The organism is Lactococcus garvieae subsp. garvieae (assembly GCF_029024465.1).
GTDB lineage: Bacteria > Bacillota > Bacilli > Lactobacillales > Streptococcaceae > Lactococcus > Lactococcus garvieae.
Genome location: NZ_CP118950.1, coordinates 1,070,608 through 1,088,936 on the forward strand (window position 1 = coordinate 1,070,608; position 18,329 = coordinate 1,088,936).

Below are 18,329 nucleotides of genomic sequence, written 5' to 3' on the forward strand. Positions count from 1 at the left end.
AAGAAAGGACTTCTAAACATTATTTAAAATTGCATTGAGGAAAAAATAAATTAAAATATATAGTTTATCGAAAGCCTTTATTGCAAGTGAGGACAGAAGCCTCATGCCTCTCGATTTCTGTTTATTTATTTTGTCATCAATTCCATCCTTATTTTATCATTCTTATGAGGAGAATGCTTTAATTCTGCTTATAAATATTCACAATTATATTATAGAAGAAAATATAAGATACAAATTTAATTTTTATCTCTGTAATTACTGGTTCAACTTTTCTTTAACGCTTTTAATGAATTTAGTTTTATCCGCCTTTGCTTGCTCCCATAATTTTAGAACTTCTTGGTCAGATAGACGAGAAGAATCGATACCCTCTTGAAACAATGTAATTCTTGCTTGTCCTAATTCCGACTTGCTACCTTCTGATGTTCGGATGGATTGATTAGAAGACTCAGATGTTTTTTCTTCTCCATCTTTTGTATCACTTTTTGAGCTTTCAGATGGTGAACTCTTTTGTTCATTTTCTTTTGTTTCTGAAAGAGTTGAAGTAGATTGGTTTTCTTTAGGTTTTTCAGTAGTTTTTTGATTTGTACAAGCTACAGTCCCAATTAATGAAAGGCCAGTTACAAGAAATAATAGGTATTTTTTCATTTGTTATCTCCTCGTATAATATATTTTATGGGTATTTTTCACCCCAATTTTCTAACAATTGTTATCGTTTTACTTGACTATTGTGACGTTTCCCAGAATAATTATTCTTAGGAATGGACTCAAAAGGAATATGCTAACTCTCCTTGTTGCTTCGTCTTCTTCATAAGTCTGCGACCCGAGCTGTATCAAATCTTCCAACTCACTAGCTGTTTCCACCGTGATTACTCTGCTCTTAGTAGCGAGCAGGCGGTAAGTAATCGCTGTGATGGGTATTCTAATAAGCGAGGATGAAGGGATACAGAGTTCTGGGGAATCTCTCAGTAGTCAAGTATAGTTTCCTAATCAAATGAAAGGAGGTCCTTCCAAATGAAATGTTTTGTCGGTTTAGACGTCAGCTCTACCAAACTCGATGTGTGCATCATGTCAAATGACACGGAACTTGGAGTCTTGTACGCTGCTTCACTTACCAATGATATGATTGGTGCTTCTGAAATCAAAGAACAAGTACTCTCACTTAACGAAAAGTATGAATTTAATAGAGTCGTCATTGGCATGGAAGCCACATCCCTCTACAGTTTTCATCCTGCAATGTTCTTCCACGAAGACTCGGAGTTAAAGCAGCTCGGAGTCGAGGTCATGGTGGAACAACCAGCCAAAATAAAGAAATATCGTGAGGCATTCGAAGAAAACAAGAATGATACCCTTGATGCTTTCTACATCGCGGATTACTTCCGCATTGAACGCTTTACAAGATCTTATCTTAAAGAAGAAAAGTATCTGGCACTACAACATCTCACAAGAACTCGACTTCAGCTCGTGGAACAATTAGTACGTACAAAACAACACTTCATTGAAAACATCTACTACAAGTGCAATACGCTCTCTGCGGAATTAAAGAATGAAGAATTGAGTACCTCTGTTTGGTCTGCCACAATTATGACACTCATGACCGAAGATTACACGCTAGATGAACTCGCAAATACTCCTCTTGAAGATTTCACGGAACTCATCCAGAAACTCGGGCGAGGTCGCTTCAAAGCTCCTGAGAAACTTGCAAAAGCAATAAAAGCTGCCATAAAAGGAAGTTACCGCTTATCACTCGTCCAACAAGATTCTGTCAATATTGTACTCAGTCTCCTTGCTCGCGAAATACGGAGTTTAGAGAAGATGATTAAAGAAATTGATCGAGCCATTGAAGACATGGTAGAAATTATCCCTGAATACCAATGTTTGACCAGTGTACCTGGTATTGGAAAGGTATTCGCTGCAGGAATTATCGCTGAAATAGGACAGATTGAACGCTTTAAAGACCATCCTCAAGTCGCTAAATATGCTGGCTTGAATTGGAAAGAAACACAATCTGGCAATACCTCATCTCAAAATACTTCTCTTGCAAAACGAGGCAATCGTTATCTTCGCTATTACTTAGTTGAAGCCGCCAACTCTGTACGAAGACATAACGTGGAATACGCAGAGTTTTACAAGAAAAAGAAAGATGAAGTCCCCAAACATAAACACAAAAGAGCCGTCGTTTTAACCGCAAGAAAACTTGTGCGTCTGGTGGATGTGCTACTACGCAACCACCAACTCTATACGCCACCAAGGAGGTTTATGGAAGATAATTAGTTTTATCTGCACAATTCCTTGTCTAGCCTAGTAAAATTTGCCAAATTTTACTAGATTCTTTCGTGCTGTCTTTTTTCAAGATTTTTACTCAGAATCTAGCAACTTATCATTTGACTTAATACCACTAGACTTATTTCACTGCAAATACTGGACGTCCAGCATCCCAATCCATAGGATCGGCTGATGGTTTATTCCAGATAGAAGTCAAGCTTGCTCGACCACTCGGATAAAATTGTCGATTGTAGGGATCAAATACATTCACCGTCCCATTATTATAACCGTAAACAACTACTGCATGCCCTATACCAACATTAATATAAAAAACCAGTGGATAACCCGATTTGAGCAGTGTAATCGCACGATTTTGGCTACTAATTTGTTCTACTGAACGACCATAAGCCTTCACTGTATTTAACAGGTCTTTTCCCGATAAGCCAAAACTTTGGTGACTAATACCATTTGCACGAATTGCAACTGTACCTGGATCAACATTCATTCCATAACTCCCCTTGAATATCATAGCCAAGCTTGTTGGTACGCATCCCGATACACCTACTGTTGAATTATTTAATGGCACACGTGACCAACGTGAATTTAACTGTGAAAAATAAACAGGAGATTTGGCGTGTGGTTTAGGAGGGACTGGGGTTTTAGGTGGTGTATAATCTACAACTAATGGTGTATTACTGCTTTTCCAGGCAATTCCTTCGTATTTCCAACCTTTTGACGTAAGAACTTTCTTTTCATAAGCATCACGAGTTACAAAATGTGCGCCAATACCTGCTTGAGCATTAAAAAGACGATAAACGGATATACCACTATTATCGGAAAAGAATTTTCGTCCTTCATTTTTCCATCCATGTTTCGAACTTAGAACCTTAGCTTCATAGCTATCTTTGGTGTATAGGTGTTCTCCAGATTTTGGATTATAAACTCTATAGACAGACGCTCCTGCAGTTTTAGGAGACATCCAAGCTCCCCCTTCATATTTCCAATCACTATTCATGATTTTGAGAAGTGTGGTCATCTCATTTTTGTCCGTTGTATAAAGATGTTCCATGTTTCGCTTATTATAAAGTCGATATACAGTAATGTATTCTTTCTTTTCTGATGTCGCTTTCTGCTGAGCAGTTGTGGTATCTTTGCTCGATGAATCTGAAATTTTTGATGCTTCATCTACTGAAGGAACAGTGTTTATTTCTTCTTCAGAACTCGCTTCCTCGCTCGTACTTTCTGAAGGAAGTTGGCTTTGGTTAGAGCTAATTGTCTCGCTACTTGATGGGGATGTTGCATCACTACTATGTGATATTTCAGAACTACTCGTACTGTTATCAGTAATATTTACATTTACGGTGTCCTCATCCAGACCTTCCATGGTTTCAGCGCTCAGATGACTGTGAGCCCCCAATAAAAAACTTACCATCACCACAGAGCATGATAAAATAATTTTCTTTTTCATAAATCTCCTTTTAGATACAGAAATACTCCCTTTAAATAATTTTACAATATTATTCTTATATTTTCTATCTCTACCTCTCTTTAACAGATCTATTTAACTATATTTGCCAGAAATGTACAATTTCATCGAGAAGTTATGAAAAGAACCTTTAAAATAGCCGTCTTACTTACTCCAAGAAATTTCCGTAATAGAATCCTCTTTTAAATCCTTATTTTCTGCACTAAGAGTTGCCTGACCAGAGATTTTAACTCTTTCACCCTCAATTTCACAAGCAATCAAGCCACCACGATTAGAGAGTTGTTTGGCGATGAGTTTTGTTTTCTCTAGCTTTTCTCCCCATAATGGTGCCAAGCGTGTATGTGACGAACCCGACACGGGGTCCTCATCTACACCACCATGAGGTGCAAAATACCTGGATACAAAATCAACCTCTGCTCCTTTTGCTGTGATGGTGACTGCATGAGGAGCTAATAATTTAATGATAGCTATCTGTGGTTTTGCATTATTTACTGCTATTTCTGAATCTAGTACAAGCACAAGGTGATCTTTTTCTTGAGTAGTATAAGCTTCTTGAATGATTGCTCCTGGGAAAGATGCTTTCATTTTTTCAGTGATCGGCTTTGGAAAAAGCTGTTGACTTGGAAAGTTTAAGATAAATTGATCATTGTGCATGGCGACAGTCAATTTTCCAGATTTAGATTTAAAGTTAAAAATTTTACGCTCTTTTTCTAACTTCTGTTTGATGAAAAAAGCCGCCGCAATCAGACCATGCCCACATAGTAAAACTTCTCTTTTAGGACTGAACCACTGGATTTCCCATTCATTTTCTAAATTTTTATAGATAAAAGAGGTTTCAGGCAAAGCAATCTTTTGAAGCTGCTCTTTTGGGAGTTGTTGGGTTAAGATATAGACTGCTGCGGGATTTCCTAAACTCTCCTTGCCGGTGAAGGCGTTGATAATGTCGTAGGGCATGAATTACTCCTCATAGTACTGGTTTTAAGTGTACCTTTATTATATACTATAAATTACAATAGGGAGCCATATGAATTAAAAAAACTTGATAATGTCGACATTATCAAGTTTTTACTTATTTTATTCTTTATCTGAAGTTATCAATAAAATTCTTCAGGTAATATTAATTAGTTTTGGAATGCCGTTAAATCAATGTTTTCTGGCACTATTTGGAGAGTTATTTTAATATGAGCATGAAAAGAGCATAGTTTTTCGGCAAGTATGGGCAAGCTGCTTTGAAGTTTTACATTCGCCATACTCTCATTCATTCTAGCAAAATTTATAAGAATTTTCTGAAATAGACAGAGTTCTCTTTTACTTCAAAGTTTTTCTCATTTTGTTAATATTGAAAACTATTTTTATTTACTTTATCAATGTTATCAATTGTAGTGTTGATAATGTCGTTCTTTAAATTTTCATACAACTTTTTGTCACCAATAATATAAAATTCCTCTTTTGCTCTGGTTGCTGCTACATTCATCAGGTTAGGATTAGAAAACACCCATCTAGCAGCTCCCTTGGATGATTCATCTGCACCTAAGACAAAATATACAATCTTAGCCTCTTTTCCTTGGAAAGTGTGAACAGTCCCCACATTAGTTGGCTTATGGGTTTCGTTGTCTCTTTTTGTAAAGCCAATTTTATCTAAGTCCTTTGCTAAATTATAAGCAACATTAGAAAATGGCGTTATAATATATATTTTATCAATCAATTCAGGACTTTCTTCCAATCTCCGTTTGATTTCTAGCTCTAGCCATTTTGATTGTTCTCGAACAAATTTATCGTTAGCATTTCCTGAACAGTCTATCCATTTAGCTTTTCCTATATTATTTTCATCATTTCCCTGAACCATCAAATTATTATATGATATTTCATTGGAAATCGAGAACATAGGATCTTTACATCGCCGATGAACCCACAAAGGTATTCCAATCCATTCAGACTCATTTGTTTGATAGCCATACTGGCTAGTTCTATCAATCAAACTTTGTGTCGAAGCATCAAGAGAAACAAAATTTTCATCAACTTTATGGTGTCTGGCAATCAAAGCAAGCATTGTCGAATCAAGGTTAAGCACAGGTTTGATTTGAGAAGGGTCTCCAACAACCATTATTTTCCTACTTTTGAGTATCGCACCGACACTAGCTTGAGGTAACGCTTGCCCCGCCTCATCAATGAACAAATTACTTATTGAATCTTTCTCTAAAAATCTAAACATCTTACCAAAACTAGCAAAAGTTGTACTTATAACGGGGATAGAAAAATTTATCCATTGCCACGCTTCTCTCAACAACATTTGCCCATGTTCCTTAGCAATATTTTCTTCTTGCATATTCCATGCAAGAATTGCTGAATTTAAATGTTTTGAATTTTCATATAAAAATTGTTCTCGAACTTTAAGTGCTAGTATAAATAATTCCGATTGTTTTATTCTCAAATCATCAGAGAACCAAGGATTTGATTTTTGAAATTCTTCATAGCTTAATTTAGGATTAATACTCTCAATTTGACAATTTTCTATTTCCTTTTTTAAGATTTCAATTTTTGATTTTGCAGTGCTTAATTCCTTTTTACTTGAATCTAGCCACTTTTCGTAATCTTTGACTTTTTTAGTTAAAAAATTTGATTTTCTTTTATAATTATCTGCTAAAATTCCCACTTTTTTGTCCAGTTCCATCTTTAAAGTCTGAACTTCTAGCAATTTATTTGTTAAGTCTCCCGATTTGACAATTGATTCAGATAACTCATTCTGATAATTTTTTACTATCGTTGAATTAAATAATTTTCTAATATTGAAAAACGTGGGCCTTCTTGAAAGCAACAGATTGTATTCTTTTTGATATTGACTATTATTCAAATTTAATGAATCTAGTTCATGAATAATATTTGAATTTTCAAAACTTAACTGAGCTTGTTCTTCTAAATTTAGCTGCAACTCATTTTCAACAATTTCTTTTTGATGAAAAATTTCAGCAGAATTTTGCTCATTCTCAGATTCAAACTTTTCCAACTTATCTTTAAATACAGCTCTTGCTTTTTTCAATTCTTTTAGTGAATCAGCATATTTTTGAATATCACTTATTTCAGCTTTTAAATCGTTATATTTTTGGATAAATTTAGAATAAACATTACTATCAGATTCATATTCAGTAGATAGATATCCTTTTATTTTCTTAATTTGTGCTAGCAGCTTATTGACATTAGACGATTTACCGCCTTCAAGAGAAAATAATCCCCAATATTTTTCATTATCTTTTGATAATTTATCATCTTTGGGTAATTCATATAAATCTTTGAAATAACTAACATATTGAAATTGCCTATCAATATCCTTCAAACGTGGTAATTCTTTTACAATATTTTGAACAGCACTATTATTTGAACTTGCTACTACAATATTCTTATTTGAAATTTCTCTTGGTAAAATTGCTAGGGTTGATTCTTTATAAGCCTTTATACTTCCCTTCAAATTCTTATTTTTGAGTTTAGAAATTTCATAGGCTTGTTGAACAACTAAGTCAGCAAAAATATCTTTTAATAAAGTAGTCTTACCTGTACCAGGAGGGCCATTTACACTTCTAATATCATTTGAATCGTGTAATGCTAGATTAACCGCTACTTGTTGCATAAATGACAATTTATGCTTAGGATTTGTTGGAAATCTCCCAAGAGGATAGAATTTAGGTTGTAAAATTTCTTCAAAAATTCTTTCTGAAAATCCTATACTAGTATTTTGACTATCTAAGTTTTGTCTATTTCCAGAAAAACCTTCAAAATATCTTTCCAAATTTTCACTTGAGACATTTTTTGCTTTTCGAAGATCATTGATAAAAAATGAATGCAGGTTTATAGCATCGCTCTCTAAATTTTTTATAAAACTATATCTACATTTTCCTAAATGAACATTATACACTTTTAAAAGCCAAGAAATAGTTTTATCAAAACTTCCATTTTCAAACTGCTCACTTATTCTATCCCTTGCAGCTATTTCAATTTTATAGAAATCCTCTGGTATCTCTTTTTTATATCTAATATAGCCACTAATAGAACGAAAGAATTTATCCGCTTGAAAATTAAGTTGATAATCGAAATATAAAGCAAAAGTAAATTTATTTGATTGCTTTATTTCCTCGTAAGAAGTAGGGGGAGAAATATGAAACATGTCTCTTATAATATCAATAATTTCTTTAAAATCAAAAATATCAAAGTAAAACACAATTCCAGATTTTTTAAGAGCTCTCTCCGACAAATTCGCCCCCTCTTTTTCAATCACTTTAGCAAAAAGCTGTTGAAAACTTCTTTCACCCTCACTAATTGTTCTTAACCTTTTGTCTTTTAATTTGATGTCTCCTTCAGAAAGTTGTTCTATCAAAATCCATGCATCTAAGATATTATTTTTTTGATTCATCATTTCACGCCACTTTGTGGATTCATTTGTAAGATATTCATAAAAAATTTTCCTTCAATTTCGTAAGTTAACTAATTATATCATGTTAAGCGGATATACTATTTAAAATTTCCTACAAAGAGCTTTTTGTTAAAAGAAATAAAAATCGAAAAACGCTTCCTGAGAGGCATCTCGAATCGATTTTAGAGCAACATTGTAAGGAACCACCTCTCATACCTAAATTCAACCTTCGTATAATAAATTTTGTACGTGTATTGTCTGCACATCAACAGAATAATTTTTATTTTGAAACTTATGGATTATTCCATTGCTGAAATCATGGAAGAAAATGCTTATATGAAATGTTAATATATCCAATAAGGCTCTAACAATTAGAATGGTCTTCTAGTTGTTAGAACCTTATTTTTAACAGCAAAAGTAATTTCCCCACCTATTTCTATCTCACGAATAATAGAATTACACTTGAAAATAATATTTGGTCTATACCCATCCTCTTTCATTATTTCTGTTCATACTCTCACAAGAGCATTTGGCGATTTTCAAAAATGCTCTTAGGCATAAAAAAGAGCATGAAAAATGTTAATCATAGGCAATTTTGGGCAAATAAAAGTATTTTCTAAAGAAATCCAGTTCAATATTTTTCACAAAAAAAAAGACCATGAAACGCAATGATTTCAAGGTCTTCAATAACTATATATCATTCTTTCACAAGTTATCTGTCATTATCAATAAAATTCTTCCGGCAAAAGCGTATCCGCCAATTTGATATTGTCAGAATAATCGATAGGAACGTCAATAACTACTGGTCCTGTGCTCTCAGGGATTGATTCCAAGAGTTCTTTGAGTTCTTCTGCGCTGTGAACACGATAGCCTTTGGCACCCATAGCTTCCGCATATTTCACGTAGTCAACGCTACCGAAGTTTACACCTGCTGCACGGCCGTATTTTTTCTCTTCTTGGAATTTAACCATGTCATAGTGACCATCATTCCAGATGATGTGGATCAATGGCAAGTTAAGGCGAACGGCAACTTCAAGTTCTTGTCCGGTGAAGAGGAAACCACCATCACCAGAGTGAGAATAAACTTTGTGTCCTGGGCGGAGCAAGCCGGCTGTAATACCCCAAGGCAAGGCCACACCTAGTGTTTGCATACCATTTGAGAAGAGCAAGTGACGGGGTTCATAAGAACGGAAGTAACGTGCCATCCAGATATAGAGTGAACCAACGTCAACAGTCACCGTTTCATCATCTTTAACAACTTCTTGGAAAGTGCTTACCAGGTCAAGTGGGTGCAAACGTCCTTCTTCAGCTGCTTCAACGTCAAATTCGTGTTGGTTAATGACGTCACGCAAACCTTTAAGGTATTCAACTGAACCTTCTGGCAAGTTGTAGCCACGAACTGCTGGCAAAAGGTTTTCCAATGTTTGAGCAATATCACCAATCAATTCACGTTCGGGTTGGTAATAGGTATCAATCTCAGCAATGGCGTTGTCAATAACAACAATACGGCTATCAATTTCAGCATTCCAGTTGCGTGCTTCATACTCGATAGGGTCATAACCAACGGCGATGACTAAGTCTGAACGTTTGAGCAACATATCTCCTGGTTGGTTACGGAAAAGACCGATACGACCAAAGAAGGTATGTTCAAGGTCACGCGAAATCACACCTGCACCTTGGAAAGTTTCAACGACCGGAATAGACACGTGTGAAAGCAAGTTACGCAAAGCTTTGGCCACTTTTTCATCTGAACCACCAGCACCAACAAGGATAACAGGTAATACAGCATTTTTAATCGCTTGCGCTAAATAGTTGATGTCATCGATTGAGGCATTACCCATCTTAGGATCTGACAAAGGTTTGATGGCATTCACAGAAACTTCTGAATCTGTCACGTCTTGTGGGATAGATAAGAAGCTTGAACCTGCACGACCACCTTTAGCGATACGGTAAGCATTGGCTACTGTTTCAGAAATTGTTGATGGATCCAAGATTTCTTGTGAATATTTTGAAGCAGGCGCCATCATTTGAGCGTTATCCATAGATTGGTGCGCACGTTTCAAACGGTCAGCACGTTTTACTTGACCACCAATAGCAAGGATCGCATCCCCTTCAGATGTTGCTGTCAAAAGTGGCGTTGCCAAGTTTGATACACCAGGTCCAGAAGTAACCAAAACAACACCAGGTTCCCCCGTGATACGTCCCACAGCTTGGGCCATAAAAGCAGCACCTTGCTCATGGTGAGTAATGATTAATTCTGGCGCTTTTGGATCATGCTCCAAGCGGTCGAATACGCGGTCAATTTTGGCACCAGGGATACCAAAAACATATTTTACATTATGGTTAATTAAACTATCTACAACTAAGTCTGAGCCGAATTTTTTATCAGTCATTTCTTCTCCATTTCAATTAAGATTCACAATCTTCACAATCAATTTTAGCAGAAAACATTTTAATTTACAAAAATCGGGCTTGAAGAATGTATATGTAGTCTGCTTTCACAAGATATTCACACCTAAAACGCTTACATCTCCTCCTATGGAATATTACAGACTTTGTCATCTTACTTCAATAAAAAAACCATTGCTCGATTACTCGAACAACAGTCCTCTCATTTCTTCATCTTCTGGCACGAGCTCCAAATATTGTTTAATATAGGTTTGTGCCTTCTCATTTTGTCCGATTTGCAAAAGGAAATCAACATAATCCTTCAAGAAATCTGAATTATCAGTCAAGGCAGTCGACAAGAGCTCTGTATAGAGGGCTTCTGCTTGTGCATCATTTTCCAGCTCTTTATGAGCTTGTGCAAACAACCACTGCGCCAAGATATGTTCTTCTTCTAACAAATCTTCCAAGCGAATCACAGCTTCAAAGTCTGACTCGTTGAAATAAAGGTTTGCAAGGAGGAACACTGTTTCGTCATGGAGCTCCGCAACATTCAGCGCATCCATCAAGTAACGTTCTGCAGCTGCTTGGTCCTTTTGACTGTAAGCCAGCTTCGAGAGAAAATGCAACAATAAAGCCGAATTCGGGTTTTTCAGTAACCCTTCTTGCGCCACACGAGCAGCTTCATCAAACTGACGGTCTGCTTCCAGTGTTTGGGCATAGGCTAACTCGTAATTGAGCAAATCTGTATTATAGTCTTCAAGCTGTTTGAAATAGCTAATCGCACGGGCTTGATTGTCCAACTCGCTATAAAGTAGCGCAATTTTATAAATCGTATCGGCAGTTTTATCAAACTCCAAAGACTTTTCTAAAAAGGAAATCGCATTTTCAAAATTCCCTAGATGTGCATAGGATTCACCAATACGCTGATAAGTAGAGATTTTGGTTTGCTGTAAAATTTCACGTACAGAAAGCTTGGCGTAGTTTTGGATAGCTTCCTGATAAGCGCCCTGCTCGTAATAACTTTCCGCAAGCGCAAAAGTAATCAATGGCGAATCGGAAAGTTCACGTGCTTCTTCAAGCTTGCTAATGGCCGTCTCAAAGTCGCCTTCAAACTGATACAAATCCGCAATTTGAATCAAAGCAGCCACATAGTTTTCATCTCCAGCAGGAATTTGGTAGAGATAGTTTAAAGCATCATCAATCTGTCCATCATCCTCTGCAATCTCCGCCAGATTAATCAAATAGTCGGTACTTTCAGGATTATCACCCAGAATCTTATCATACACTTGATGGCTCTCATCGATAAACCCCATCATTTGTAAGTATTCTGCTAAATCCGCAAGCATTTCTTCATTATCATGCTTGAGCGCATTGCTCAAAGCATTATGCATCCCAATCAAATCACCTTTATGTAGAAAATCAATGGTATCTTCTGAATAAGACATTAGTTCTCCTCTATTTTTTCAAGTTCACTTGTATTGCCCAAATCAACAGGTTGATAAAGTTCTGAAATTTCACGGTACCAATCATAGATATGTGTGATAATTACTTTGGCTGCTGCATAGAAAGGAATTCCCAGTAGAACGCCCCATAAGCCAAAGACTTTGCCGGCCGTTAAGAGTACAAAGAGAACTGTGATTGGGTGAATGCTCAATTGTTTACCTAAAACTAAAGGCGAAACGAAACGTCCTTCAAGTGTTTGTTCAATGATATAGACAATCAAGACTTTAAGCAACATGATTGGTCCACCTGTTGCTAAACCGATAATCATAGCCGGAATGATGGCCAAGTAGAATCCAAGGAATGGAATCAAGTTAAAGAGTCCAGACAAGATAGCAAGTGTGATCCCGTAACGCAAACCAATGATTGGTAAACCAATCGCAAGCATCAAAGCAACTGCAATCGCAACAATAACTTGACCACGTACGTAGTTTGCAAGTTGTGAGTTCATCTCCGTCAAGATTTTTGAAGTATCTTTGCGCCAGTTTACAGGTAAAAGATGTGTGATATAGCCGTTCAAATTTTTCCCGTCTCGTAAAAGATAAAAGAGGACAAACGGGAAGATAACCAGTGAGATAAAGACACTTGCTGTACGTGTAATCACATCAGTGATTGAGCTAAAAGCAGCAGTTGAAAAGTTTTTCGACCAGTCCACGATATTATTCCCCAGGGAATCCATGAAATTATCCATTTGTGGGCGGAATTGCTCAAAATGACGATTGGTCAAGAGTTTATTTACTTCTTCTTGCATTTGTTCGACATAGTTTGGCACATGCTTAGAGAAACTTGCCACACTGTTTGAGATAGAAGGAATGGCATAAGCCAGACCCCAAACTAACAAACCAGCAATGAGTATAAAAAGTACAATAATACTGGCGATACGTGGCACGCGTTTCTTTTCAAGATAATCAACAATCGGATTAAGCAAGTAATAAAACACGGCTGCTAAAACGACAGGTAATGAAACAATGGTCAGAAAATCGGCAATTGGTGCAAAGATAAAGTTAACTTTGCTGAGTAATAGAATATTAAGTAATAAAAGTAAGACCACCAAGAGCGCCGTCACGACTTTATTATTTACAAACCATTTGAAAAAAACAGAGGCTCTGAAATTTTGTTTTTCCATAGGATTTTTTCCCCTTCTAATGTGTAAAATACTGTTTAAATTATAACATAATCCCAATAATATTGACATAGAAGGCTCTTCGTTTACATAATTTCATTTATGTAAAAAAGCTGTGTTCACAGCTTTTTTAGTTCATAATATTGAATTTGAAGAAAAATTTTGCGCTTTACAATTTTCCAGCCCTTTGCTTGAAAGAGGCTTACCAGCTCTTTAGGGTGATAAACTTTGACATCACCTTCAGTTGAAAAGCGGTTCAGTCGCCAATTATAAAGCTTCGTCACTACGGGGATATGAATTTCCGCGATGACCAATCTACCGTCTTTTTTTAACAAACGGCTGGCTTCATCCAAAAAGCGATCGGGATGAGGGAAATGATGAAAACTGGCTGAACAAGTGATAATATCGAAATCATGCTTCGGAAATGGAACAGCTTCCGCACTACCTTGCTTAAATTCAAACTGAGGATGACGTTGGCTGGCAACCTTAACCATTTCAGAAGAAATGTCTAAACCTGCCCCCGAAATATTTGTCTGCTTACTGAGCATGGACAGAAGGGTACCATTGGCACAGCCAATATCAAGAATACTGGCATCTTTGGGCACTTCCAAATGTTTGACAATAAACTTTTTGAAAAATGAAGCAAGGAAACCATCAAAGGAGTGGTCAAAATGCTGGGCGATATTATCATAGAATTTTTCTGATTCTTTTTCGTAATTGTGATTTTTGTATGGCATTTTGGAGTCCTTTTTGGAATTGAGTCTTATTTTTTCACCAACAATCCCACACACTCCACATGCTTCGTCTGTGGGAAAAGATCAACAGGTTGTACTTTTTCCAAAAGATAGCCTTCTTCTTCAAAGCGGACGACATCACGCGCAAATGTTGCTGGATTGCATGAGATATAGACCACGGCACGTGCTTGGGTTGCTGTGGCGGCTTTGATAAAGCTTTCGTCTAGACCCTTGCGTGGTGGATCAACGAAGATAACATCAGGTTGGATACCGTCTTGTAACCATTGTGGCATTACTTCTTCTGCCGGTCCTACTTCGTACTGCGCATTTGTAATACCATTCAGCGCTGCATTTGTCTTCGCGTTTTCAACTGCTTCTGGTATGATTTCCATACCGTAAACTTGTGCAACCTTATCTGCCATTCCAAGGCCGATTGTACCGATACCGGAATAAGCATCAATCACAACATCTTCGGCTTTCAAATCTGCAAAATCATAAGCCAACTGATAGAGTTTTTCTGCCTGTGCTGTGTTGACTTGATAGAAAGCACGGGCCGAGATTTGGAAGTCTTTACCTAACATGCTGTCCGTAATATAATCTTCACCTGAGAGCAGTTTGAACTTAGAGCCAAAGATCGCATTCCCTGTTGAGGTATTAATACTGAGCTGGAAAGAGTCCACTTTATTGCTGTATTCAGCCACAAGTTCTGAAAGCCCCGCGAATTTCTCTTTAGTCACAACCAAAATCAGCATCATTTGGCCGCTGTGATGACCACGACGAATCACGATATTGCGTACAATGCCTCGTTTTGTTTGCTCATCATAAGGCGGAATATTGAGCTTGATTAAACTCTCCCGCACCTGATTAACCAACTCATCAATTTCTGGATTTTGGATATAAAAATCACGGATTGGCACTAAATCGTGTGAGTTTTTTCGGAAAAAACCCGTCTCTATTTTACCATTGACGCTACGGACAGGGACCTGTGCTTTATTGCGGTATTGGCTTTCTTGCTCCGCACCTAAAGTGTCAAGAACCGGAAAGTCTGGCTTGTGTGCGTTTTTACGCAGTACATCAACAACTTGTTTGTGTTTAAAGTGAAGCTGGGCTGGATAGGTCATGTGCCCAAAGTCAGCTATCCCTGTACGAAGATAGGTCATATTGACATCTTGTACACGATCTGGTGATTGGCTGAGCCATTCTTCAACCTTACCGAAGCCGAAATTCTTTCCGACTTTTAGGACTTTCATTTTTATCTCTTCACCGGGTAAGGCATTTTCAACAAAAAAAGGGAAGTTATCTGCTTTGATAACTCCTTGCCCTTCATGTGTTAAGTCAAGGACTGTTCCTTGAATCACTTCATTTTTCTGGAATTTTTTCATGCTTTTATGATAGCATACCCGCTTGATAAAGTCCAATGTCTTTCATCCTCTACTGTCAAGAATCAACTTATCCAAAAAAGCAGCAATTTTTTCACTCTCTGCAGGTAGATGCTCGTGGCTCACCTGAAGGACTTCTGTGTTATCACCTACAGAAATTGCAAGCTTGGCATGTTGGAGTAGTTTTACATCATTTTTATCATTACCAAAGCCGATATAGTTAGTCTGTCCCATGACTTCCGACAATACCTGATATTTATTGATGTTTCTAGCCGTGATCACCAATTCCTGCACATCAGAATGGTATAAAACAGCCAGTTCTTCATCTGTATTAAATTCCTGATAGAACTTTGGTGTAACACCAAATATGATGATTTTAATCACATCTTCATAACCCAAGTCGACGTTTTGAGCTTTGTGAGCGGTATCCAATTTATTAAGTATGTTTGTTTGAGCAGAAACTTTTGCACTGTAATTCCAATCATAATCTATGACATACTCTAGCCCTCGCAACTGTATAAAAGTTACAATTTTTTCTACACTATTGGGTGTGATGGTTTGTGTGGGGAAAATGTCCTGCTTCATACGTACAATACTGCCATTTCCGCCAATTAAATCATTGTCTGGGAAGTCTTCTAAAAGCGGCAGCATATCGCGTACAGGACGAGCTGAAGCAAAAATTATTTTGACCTTTTCATTCAGTTGACGTAATTTTTCAAGGATATTTGCTTCAATTTCGTAACCATTAAAAACAATTGTCCCGTCCAAATCAAATACGAGTGCATCATAACTTTCTTTCTTAAAATTCATTCTGTTTCTCCATCATTGTCTCTCTCAACTTATTTTAACAGACTTGAGCTTTATTGAGAGCTATGCGAAACCAGATGCAACTTTTATTTGGAAAATGGTTCGGTATTTGTGTTTATAAAATCAAAAAACTTCATGACATGTAAAGTATCATAAAGTTTTGAATTTAAATATCAAAGAAGGGATTGGTATTTTCTTTGCTTTCAATGATTTCAACATCTGTAGCAAAGCTGGCTAGTTTTTCAGCAACTTTAGGGATAAAGAGATGTTCCAAGTAATGACCAGGATCCAGTCCAATAAGCCCCTGCGAAAGCTGGTCATGACCAACGTGATAATATATATCACCCGTAATATAGAGATCTGCTCCTTTGGCTTGAGCTTCTGGCCAGAATTTTCCACCGCTGCCCCCACAGATAGCCACACGTTGAATAGTCTGGCTCAAAGAGCGATCATAAGTCACCAAACGCAGATGATCTAAAGCAAAAGTTTGTTTCATTTTTTCTGAAAAGTCTGCCAAGCTCATCGGTGTGATATTTCCGACACGACCTAAACCTTCCGCTGATAAGATTTCCGTATCTTTAATGTCTAAAAGATCACAGAACCAATCGTTAAGGCCACCATCCACAACATCAATATTGGTATGACTTGTATAAACTGCAATGCCTGCTTTTATCAAATCAAGGACGATTTTTTCCTGACTGTCCGCATCTGTCAAGTTGGCTAGAGGTCGAAAAATAACCGGATGTTTTGCTAAAATCAAATCCACATCCTTTTCAATGGCCTCTAAAACCGTTTGTTCACGAATATCTAGTGTCACCAAGACCTTTTTTACTGGAGCATCGAGCGAGCCTATCTGTAAGCCAACAGGGTCACCTTCAACCGCTAAATCTTTGGGACAAAATTCTTCATACAAGGCCATGAACTCTCTGATTTTCATTGGAGGACTCCTTCTATTTTTTCTTTTTCTGCTTGAACTGTTGCGCGTTTTTCATGATTTTCAGGAAGTCGCTCAAGTATTTTATTTAAAGTATTGAGCTCTTTATGCCACTTTTGACGGAAGACTTCTGATTTTTCTTGTGACAAATACGGTCCAAATTCAAGTTCTGTTTCATTCAGCTCGGCTGTACCGTGTTCTGCCACAATAATTTCGTAGATTTTTCCTGCTTCAAGAAGTATCTTTTCAGAAGTAATTACAAAATTATGTGCCATAAGCCAAGAGCGAAGGCTCTCTTCATGATTATTGGGTTGTAAAACGAGTTGCTCCACTTGGCTCAATTTATCTTTTCCAGCTTCGAGGATTTCGGAGATTAAAATCCCCCCCATACCGGCAATCACGATACTTGTAATAGCATCACTTTCTTCAAAGGCAGCCAGACCATTGGCTAATCTGACTTCAATCTTCTCTTGCAAGTTCTGCTCAGCCACGTGATTTTGAGCGATTTGATAAGGGCCTTTAACCACTTCGCCTGCGATTGCAAAGTCAATCTTTTCTTGCTGAACCAAATAGGCAGGCAAATAAGCATGGTCGCTGCCCACGTCCAGCAGACGGCTATTGGGCTTCACGAGATCTGCAACAGCTTGTAGGCGTTTCGAGAGTTTTATTTCATTCATTTAAGTTTTTCTTTCCAAATTTACAGTATTCAAGCACAGGACATTCCTCACACTTTGGAGCACGTGCTGTACAATGATAACGGCCAAAAAAGATGAGATGGTGATGACTCTCCACCCAACGTTCTTCAGGAATCAGCTTCATCAACTTCTCTTCCACCTCCAAGACGGAGGCTTTTTGTGGCACAATATCCAAGCGTTTTGAAATACGTTCAACATGCGTATCAACGGCTATTCCAGGAATACCATAGGTTTCTCCCAGAACAACATTGGCCGTTTTCCGTCCTACACCCGGCAAGGTTTGTAATAACTTTTTATCTCTGGGCAGTTCACTGTTAAAATTTTCTACCAACATTTGCGAAGTTTTGACAATATTTTTCGCTTTTGTTTTGTAAAGTCCAATCGTTCGGATACATTGTTCGACATCTGCGATATCTGCCTGTGCCAAGCTTTCTGGATCAGGGTATTTAGCAAAAAGTCCTGGTGTCGCCTTGTTAACGCCCTTATCTGTAGCTTGTGCAGATAAAATGGTGGCAATTAAAAGTTGAAAAGGCGTTTCCCATTCTAGTTCACCATGCGCTTCGGGAAACATAGCAACAATGATATCTAAAGCTTCTAAAAATCGTTTCTTACTCAGCAT

14 protein-coding genes are annotated in these 18,329 nt (G+C 37.3%); 1 reads left to right on the top strand and 13 read right to left on the bottom strand.

Going from position 1 to position 18,329, the window contains the following annotated elements; all coding sequences use genetic code 11:
- Positions 1-255: 255 nt before the first annotated feature.
- Positions 256-645 carry a hypothetical protein gene (locus PYW30_RS05310; protein WP_042219800.1) on the bottom strand — a complete coding sequence of 130 codons (390 nt, stop codon included), beginning with the start codon at positions 643-645 and terminating at the stop codon, positions 256-258.
- A 366-nt stretch (positions 646-1,011) separates the two neighbouring features.
- On the opposite strand from PYW30_RS05310, the gene PYW30_RS05315 reads away from it, so the two are divergent.
- Positions 1,012-2,271, top strand: coding sequence for an IS110 family RNA-guided transposase (locus PYW30_RS05315; protein WP_042219922.1), 1,260 nt, complete (start codon positions 1,012-1,014; stop codon positions 2,269-2,271).
- 130 nt (positions 2,272-2,401) lie between these two features.
- Here PYW30_RS05315 and PYW30_RS05320 read toward each other — a convergent pair whose 3' ends face one another.
- From PYW30_RS05320 to nth, 12 genes are all read right to left on the bottom strand, one after another.
- Positions 2,402-3,730 (bottom strand): C39 family peptidase, encoded by a 1,329-nt coding sequence (locus PYW30_RS05320; protein ID WP_042218206.1) that lies wholly within the window; start codon positions 3,728-3,730, stop codon positions 2,402-2,404.
- 162 nt (positions 3,731-3,892) lie between these two features.
- Positions 3,893-4,702, bottom strand: a complete 810-nt coding sequence (locus PYW30_RS05325; RefSeq protein ID WP_042218208.1) for a PhzF family phenazine biosynthesis protein — start codon at positions 4,700-4,702, stop codon at positions 3,893-3,895.
- A 379-nt stretch (positions 4,703-5,081) separates the two neighbouring features.
- Positions 5,082-8,153: an AAA domain-containing protein gene (locus PYW30_RS05330; RefSeq protein ID WP_042218210.1), complete on the bottom strand. Its 3,072-nt coding sequence runs from the start codon at positions 8,151-8,153 to the stop codon at positions 5,082-5,084.
- A gap of 722 nt (positions 8,154-8,875) precedes the next feature.
- Complete coding sequence (alsS, locus tag PYW30_RS05335) at positions 8,876-10,543, bottom strand: acetolactate synthase AlsS (protein WP_014024806.1); 1,668 nt, start codon at positions 10,541-10,543, stop codon at positions 8,876-8,878.
- A gap of 198 nt (positions 10,544-10,741) precedes the next feature.
- Entirely contained in the window at positions 10,742-11,983 is a 1,242-nt protein-coding gene (locus PYW30_RS05340; RefSeq protein WP_042218213.1) for a tetratricopeptide repeat protein, read from the bottom strand.
- Positions 11,983-13,164, bottom strand: coding sequence for an AI-2E family transporter (locus PYW30_RS05345; protein WP_042218215.1), 1,182 nt, complete (start codon positions 13,162-13,164; stop codon positions 11,983-11,985). Before PYW30_RS05345 ends, PYW30_RS05340 begins: the two co-directional genes overlap by 1 nt.
- A gap of 116 nt (positions 13,165-13,280) precedes the next feature.
- Positions 13,281-13,898, bottom strand: coding sequence for a class I SAM-dependent methyltransferase (locus PYW30_RS05350; RefSeq protein WP_042218217.1), 618 nt, complete (start codon positions 13,896-13,898; stop codon positions 13,281-13,283).
- 26 nt (positions 13,899-13,924) lie between these two features.
- Entirely contained in the window at positions 13,925-15,313 is a 1,389-nt protein-coding gene (gene rlmD / locus PYW30_RS05355; protein WP_042218218.1) for a 23S rRNA (uracil(1939)-C(5))-methyltransferase RlmD, read from the bottom strand.
- A gap of 6 nt (positions 15,314-15,319) precedes the next feature.
- Positions 15,320-16,084, bottom strand: coding sequence for an HAD-IIB family hydrolase (locus PYW30_RS05360; protein WP_042218221.1), 765 nt, complete (start codon positions 16,082-16,084; stop codon positions 15,320-15,322).
- A gap of 163 nt (positions 16,085-16,247) precedes the next feature.
- A complete protein-coding gene (locus tag PYW30_RS05365) occupies positions 16,248-17,018 on the bottom strand; it encodes a Nif3-like dinuclear metal center hexameric protein (protein ID WP_042218222.1) in 771 nt (256 codons plus the stop codon).
- Positions 17,015-17,692, bottom strand: a complete 678-nt coding sequence (locus tag PYW30_RS05370; RefSeq protein ID WP_042218225.1) for a tRNA (adenine(22)-N(1))-methyltransferase — start codon at positions 17,690-17,692, stop codon at positions 17,015-17,017. Before PYW30_RS05370 ends, PYW30_RS05365 begins: the two co-directional genes overlap by 4 nt.
- Positions 17,685-18,329, bottom strand: coding sequence for an endonuclease III (nth, locus tag PYW30_RS05375; RefSeq protein WP_004257144.1), 645 nt, complete (start codon positions 18,327-18,329; stop codon positions 17,685-17,687). Before nth ends, PYW30_RS05370 begins: the two co-directional genes overlap by 8 nt.